This window comes from Allobosea sp. CER48 (assembly GCF_044752385.1).
GTDB lineage: Bacteria > Pseudomonadota > Alphaproteobacteria > Rhizobiales > Beijerinckiaceae > Allobosea.
The window spans coordinates 1-4,299 of record NZ_JBIWYK010000268.1 but is presented as its reverse complement, the minus strand read 5'-3'; the positions used below and the strand labels follow the sequence as shown (position 1 = coordinate 4,299).

4 protein-coding genes are annotated in these 4,299 nt (G+C 69.6%); 2 read left to right on the top strand and 2 right to left on the bottom strand.

The window, feature by feature from the left end:
- The first annotated feature begins 100 nt into the window (after positions 1–100).
- Both ACIPIA_RS11020 and ACIPIA_RS11015 read left to right on the top strand, forming a co-directional pair.
- On the top strand, positions 101–997 hold the full coding sequence (locus tag ACIPIA_RS11020) for an EamA family transporter (RefSeq protein ID WP_400509418.1): 897 nt from the start codon (positions 101–103) through the stop codon (positions 995–997).
- A gap of 68 nt (positions 998–1,065) precedes the next feature.
- Positions 1,066–2,184: a CobW family GTP-binding protein gene (locus tag ACIPIA_RS11015; protein ID WP_400509416.1), complete on the top strand. Its 1,119-nt coding sequence runs from the start codon at positions 1,066–1,068 to the stop codon at positions 2,182–2,184.
- A gap of 12 nt (positions 2,185–2,196) precedes the next feature.
- On the opposite strand, the gene ACIPIA_RS11010 is transcribed toward ACIPIA_RS11015, so the two are convergent.
- Positions 2,197–3,840, bottom strand: coding sequence for an AMP-binding protein (locus ACIPIA_RS11010; RefSeq protein ID WP_400509414.1), 1,644 nt, complete (start codon positions 3,838–3,840; stop codon positions 2,197–2,199).
- Positions 3,841–4,014: 174 nt separating this feature from the next.
- Complete coding sequence (locus tag ACIPIA_RS11005; RefSeq protein WP_400509412.1) at positions 4,015–4,251, bottom strand: hypothetical protein; 237 nt, start codon at positions 4,249–4,251, stop codon at positions 4,015–4,017.
- Positions 4,252–4,299: the final 48 nt, after the last annotated feature.

Below are 4,299 nucleotides of genomic sequence, written 5' to 3'. Positions count from 1 at the left end.
CTGCCCAGGCCACGGCCGCCGCAGGCATCCGCGAAGCCCCCCGCCGCCAAGCCCGTGGCCGGCGCGAAGGCCAAGCCCGCCAACGACGCCTGAGGACTGATTGGACGCGGGGGCGGCGAGCGCGCGGAACGGATTGCTGCTGGCCTTCGCCTCCGCGGCGGCCTTCGGCACCAACATCGTCAGCGCGCAGATCGCCGGCCAGGCCGGGCTGAGCGGCCCCTTGCTCGTCTTCTATCGCGTCCTGCTGATGCTGATCCTGGTCGGCGGCGCCGCTTTCGCATGGCGTGCGTCGCTTCGGCTTTCTCCCGGCGAGCGGCAGCCCGTCATCCTGTTCGGCATCGCCACCGCGCTCGTCGGCATTGCCTATCTCTCCTCGGTCAGCTTCGTTCCCGTCTCGGTCGCGGCCGTGGTGTTCTACACCTTCCCGATCCTCATCGTCCTCGCCGAGCCGCTGCTGACGCCGACGCTTTTCCGGGCCGACCGGCTCGCCGTCGCGCTGCTCGCCTTCCTCGGCATCGCGCTGGTCGTCGGGCCTGACCTGCACGGGCTCGATCCGCGCGGGCTGGCGCTCGCCTTCCTCGCCAGCCTGAGCGCCACCGCGCAGTTCTTTGCAGCGGCGCGCTGCGCCCGGGTCGCCACGCTGCCGAAACTGTTCTGGTCGCACGTCGTCATCCTGCCGGTGGCCCTGGCGATCCTGCTCGTCACGGGCGGCCTGCTGCCGCCGCAGGCCTTCCTGCTCGCCCCCGCCGCGGTCGCCATCACCTATGGCGGCTACATCATGGGCTTCGTCCTGCAGCTCCTCGCGCTCGCGCGGATCGCTCCGGGGCCGGCGGGCCTCGCCTTCTGCGCCGAGCCCGTCTTCGCCGTGGCCATCGCCGCCGTGGTCCTCGCCGAGCGGCTGGGGCCGCTGCAATATGCCGGCGGCGCCCTTGTCATCGCCGCGCTGGCCATTAATGTAATAATAGAACATTCGAGGCGGAGCGCCGTGCCTGCCTGAAAGCTGCACCGCGGACATTCGGGACCGGGAACCAGCCTGCTCCCAGACGAAGCATCGGACGACAGATGATGACCGGCGCCAGCGCCCACCCCGCCCCCGTACCGCTGAGCTTGCTCACCGGCTTCCTCGGCGCCGGCAAGACAACACTGCTCAACCGGCTGCTGAAGGACCCGGCGCTGGCGGACACGGTGGTGCTCGTCAACGAGTTCGGCGAGGTCGGCCTCGATCACCTGCTGGTCGAGGGTGTCGAGGAAAACATGATCCTCCTCGAATCCGGCTGCCTGTGCTGCACGATCCGCGACGATCTCATCGTCACGCTGGAGGACCTGCTGCGCCGGCGCGACAATGGCCGCATCGGTGCATTCTCGCGTGTCGTCATCGAGACGACCGGGCTCGCGGACCCCGCTCCCATCCTCAATGTCCTGGTCAATCACCCTTATCTGGCGATGCGCTTCCGCCTGGACGGGGTGGTGACGCTGGTCGATGCCGTGAACGGCATGACGACGCTCGACATGCATGAGGAAGCGCGTCGGCAGGTCGTTGCCGCCGACCGGCTGGTGCTGACCAAGACCGAAATCGCGCAGCCGGCCGAGGCCGAGCTCCTGCGCGCGCGCCTCGACGCACTGAATCCGGGCGCCGAGATCCTTTTCCCGGATGTCGCGGCAGGCGAGCTTGTCGGCGCGGGCCTCTACGATCTCGCGCAGCGCCCGGCCGCGCTACGCCGCTGGCTCGCCGAAACCGAGGCTCCCGGCCACGGCCATCACCATCATCACGGCCACGGGCATGACCACTCCCATGGGCACCACCACGGGCAGGAGCCGCACGACGTCAACCGCCATGACGAGGCCATCCGCGCCTTCGCGCTGACGGCAAACAGACCGGTCGCGCGCGCCACCTTCGAGCTGTTCTGGACCCTGCTGCGCTCGATCCATGGCCCACGGCTGCTGCGACTGAAGGGCCTCGTCGACGTCGCGGAGCAGCCCGGCCGGCCGCTGCTCGTCCATGCCGTCCAGCAGATCCTTCACCCGCCGGTCGAGCTCGACGCCTGGCCGGATGCCGATCGGCGCTCGCGCCTCGTCCTGATCGTCAAGGACATCGAGGAGGAGACCGTCCAACGCCTCTGGTCGGCCTTCCTCGGCCAGCAGGCGGCGCAGGGGCAGCGGGAGAGCCCGCCCCTCGCCTCCTGAACCCGCTGCCGCTCAGGCCTCGGCCCGCAGCACGCGGCGGATGATCTTGCCGGTCGTGGTCAGCGGCAGCTCGCCGCGGAAGGCGATCTCGCGTGGATATTCATGCGCCGAGAGCCGCGCCCGCACGAAGCTCTGCAGCTCGGAAACGAGCGACGGCGAGCCGGTCTCGCCCGGCTTCAGGACAATGAAGGCCTTGACGATCTCGGTACGCAGCGCATCGGGCTTGCCGACGACCGCCGCGAGCGAAACGGCGGGATGCTTCAGCAGGCAATCCTCGATCTCGCCGGGCCCGATGCGGTAGCCGGACGACGTGATCACGTCGTCGTCGCGCCCGATGAAGCGGACATAGCCCTCTTCGTCCTGCACGCCCTCGTCGCCGGTGATCATCCATTCGCCGACGAACTTCGCCGCGGTCGCCGCCGGATTGCGCCAGTATTCAAGGAACATCACGGGGTCGGGCCGGCGCACGGCGATCTGGCCCTCCTCTCCGGCGGCGCAGACCGAGCCGTCCGGCCGGATGATCGCGACGTCGTGGCCCGGCACCGCCTTGCCGATCGCACCGGGCCGGCTGACGCCGATGGCGGCGCTGGAGGCGAGCACGAGGTTGCACTCGGTCTGGCCATAGGCCTCGTTGATCGTGAGCCCCAGTGCCTCGCGGCCCCAGGCCAGCGTCTCCGCGCCGAGCGCCTCGCCCGCCGCCGCCACCGTGCGCAGGTTGAGCTGCCAACGCCCTCGTGGATTGCCTGCGCCGCGCAGCATCCTCAGCGCCGTCGGCGGCACGAAGGCGTTGCGGATGCCGAGATCCTGGATCAGCCGGTAGGCCTCCTCGGGCTCGAAGCGGGTCACCGGGCGGGCGACGACCGCGACGCCGAAATGCAGCGCGGGGAGCAGCATGTTGAGCAGCCCGCCGGCCCAGGCCCAGTCCGCCGGCGTCCAGGCGAGGTCGCCGGGCCGCGGCATGAATTCGTGCGGCATCTGGACGCCCGGCAGATGGCCGGGCAGGACACGGTGGCCATGCAGCGCGCCCTTCGGATTGCCGGTCGTCCCGGACGTGTAGATCATAAGTGCCGGATCGTCCGGCGCGGTGTCGACGGGCGTGAAGTCCGGGCCGCCTTCGGCGAGGATATCGTCCCAGCCCTCGGCGCCGCGATCCGGACCGTCGGTCGAGACCAGCACCTCCAGCTCCGGCAGGGGCTGCGTGATCTGGCGGAGCTTGCCGAGACCGGCCTCGTTGGTCACCACGGCCTTGGCGGCGGAATCCTCCAGCCGGTAGGCGAGCGCATCGACGCCGAACAGAGCCGCCAGCGGCACCGCGATGGCGCCGAGCTTGTAGGCCGCGAGATGAGCCGTCAGCACCGCCCGCCCCTGCGGCAGCAGGATGGCGACACGGTCTCCGCGACGGACGCCGCGGGCCCGCAGCGCATTGGCCAGACGGTTGGAGTGCTCGCGGAACCAGCCAAAGCTGACCGGCGTCACCTGCCAATCCTGGGAAACCTCGATGATGGCGGGCCGATCGGGCGCGCTTGCAGCCCAGCGATCACAGACGTCGACGGCGATATTGTAGCGATCCGGAATGCTCCAGCGGAAAGCCTCACGCAGCACGGCATGGTCGGTCAGATCGGGCAATCTCAAGATGGGCAAGGTCCGCGAGAGCATTCTCGCGCGAAGTGGACGCCGGTTCGCGCGAAGGACATGCGATAGAACAGGGAGCCGGAGCCTGCCCGCATCAGAGCGAAACGCGGATATGCCCCGGAAGGCGCGGCACGATAGGCAGAGGGCCCGCCGCTGTCATCCTATCCGATCGGAGGCTCTCCCTACGTCAGCATGCGCTCAGAACATGCGTTCGTCAGCAGGAGGCAGGAATGCGTCGGTAAACGCATCGCCCGCGCGCGCCCTGTCGCGGAAGTTTCCCGCCAGCGCGAGTTGGTCGAGGGCCTGCGCCCAGCGCTCGCGGTCGATCCCGCCCAGGCCGCGGGCGCGAACATAGGGCGTCAGCACGTTCTTCTCGATGACGGCGGCGAGCTTCTCGCGCTCGACCTCGAGCTGGGCATCCTCGTTCCGGCGCACGACCAGCCCGTGGTCTTCTTCATCTATGGCGGCTCATGGGCCAATGGC